Here is a 1,991-nt window from a genome sequence, read left to right on the forward strand (position 1 = left end):
TCCTCCGCAGTGGCGGCCGCAGCGGCCGGAGCGACGGCCTGGGTGCTCCCGCCGAGCAACTCCTCGCGCAGGAACGCGGCCAGCGCGGAAGGGGTCGGCCGGTCGAACACCACGGTGGCCGGCATCCGCAGTCCGGTGACCTCGTTGAGCCGCTTGCGGAGTTCCACCGCTGCCAGGGAGTCGAGGCCAAGCTCCCTGAACGCGACGGCCGGCTGTACGGAGTCGGCGCCCACGTGGCCGAGCACGGTGGCGGTGTGGGAGCGCACCAGATCGAGCAGCTCGTGGTCGACGTCCTCGACCGTGCGGCCGGCCAGCCGGTCGGCGAGCGTCGACGCGGTCGCCGTGGCGGTGGTCGCCGCACGTCGCGCCCGTACCAGCCCGCGCAGCACCTCCGGCAGGGTCGCCCCCGCGGCCTGCGCACGCAGCTGGTCCAGGTCGAGCGCGACCGGTGCGGCGGTGGCTTCGCCGCGGGTGAGTGCCGCGTCGAACAGTGCGACGCCCTCGTCCGACGGAAGTGGTTTCAGCCCGGTGCGCGCCATGCGGGCGATGTCCGCGTCGTTCAGGCCGCGGGTCAGTTCGCTGCGCTCGCTCCAGAACCCCCACGCGAGCGACGTCGCAGGAAGCCCCGTGGCGTGGCGGTACTGGGCGAGCGCGTCGAGGAACACGTTCGCGGCGGCGTAGTTCGCCTGACCCGCGTTGCCGATCGTGCCCATGATCGAGGAGAACACCACGAACGCGGACAACCCGAGGTCCTTGGTCACATCGTGCAGATTCCACGCCGCGTCCAGCTTCGGTGTGAGGACGGCGTCGATCTTCTCCGGTGGCATCCCGGCGATCAGCCCGTCGTCCAGGGTCCCGGCGGCGTGCACCACGCCGGTGAGCGGGCGGCGCGCCGGGACTGCCGCGAGCAGTGCCGAGAGCGCGCCCCGGTCGCCGACGTCGCATGCGGCGATCGTCACCTCGCCGCCCAGCCCGGACAGCTCGGCGACCAGGTCCGCGGCTCCTGGGGAGTCCGGTCCGCGCCGGGAGACCAGCAGCAGGTGCCGCACCCCGTGCTGCGTGACCAGGTGCCTGGCGAACAGCCTGCCGAGTGTTCCGGTACCTCCGGTGATCAGTACGGTGCCGTCGGTGTCCCACGGTGACGGGGTCTCCGGCTCGCTCCAGCCCTCGGACTCCGGCCCGCCCGGCATGCTCTCGGGTCCCCGTGGGCCGTGCTGAGAGCTCGCCCTGGCAAGTCTCGGCACCACGACCCGTCCAGCACGCAGCGCGAACTGGGTGGCGCCCCCGGCCAGCGCGGACGGCAGCGCGGCCGACGAGCGTGCGTCCTCGTCCACGTCGGCCAGCACCAGTCGGCCGGGGTGCTCGCTCTGCGCGGAGCGGAGCAGGCCCCAGAGGGGCGCGGTGGACAGGTCCGGTACGGGCTCACCGGATTCGGTCACCACCGCGCGCCGGGTCACCAGGACCAGCCGGGCCTCCCCGAAGCGGTCGTCGGACACCCATGCCTGGACCAGGTCGAGGGCACGGTACAGCGCCGCGCGGGCGGCTTCGGGGACGTCTGCCGTCTCGTCCCCTTCGATGCACACGACCACGTCCGACGAGTCGCCGGTTGCCGCGGACAGTTCGGTGAACCGTCGCCAGTCGACGCCGTCCGCCGTCGCGGCGCGCAGGCCGAACGGGTCGTGGCCGAGCAGAGAGAGTCGGGTGGGCGGTGCCGCGTCCGCCGTCGGCGCGGGCGTCCACTCCAGGCGCAACAGGGAGCCCCGGGTGACGGCCGCGGAGCCGAGGTCGGTGAGGTCGGCCGGCAGCATCGCCAGCGATGCCACCTCTGCCACAGGCATGCCGGCGCCGTCCGCCGCGCGCAGCCGTATCGCGTTGTCTCCCACGGTCGACACGGACACGCGCAGCGCGGAGGCACCGGAGGCGTGCAGCGTGGCGCCTTCCCATGCGTACGGCAGTCGTATCCGGCCGTCACTCGGCAGGACCTGACTCAT

Annotated in this window: 1 protein-coding gene; it reads right to left on the minus strand. The window is 73.5% G+C overall.

Annotation, left to right across the window (positions count from 1 at the left end; all coding sequences use genetic code 11):
* Window positions 1–1,991, minus strand: a 1,991-nt coding sequence (locus tag RBJ65_RS41970) for a beta-ketoacyl reductase (protein ID WP_306332217.1), incomplete at both ends; no start/stop codon positions are given.

The organism is Streptomyces sp. KL109B (assembly GCF_030766935.1).
Taxonomy (GTDB): domain Bacteria; phylum Actinomycetota; class Actinomycetes; order Streptomycetales; family Streptomycetaceae; genus Streptomyces.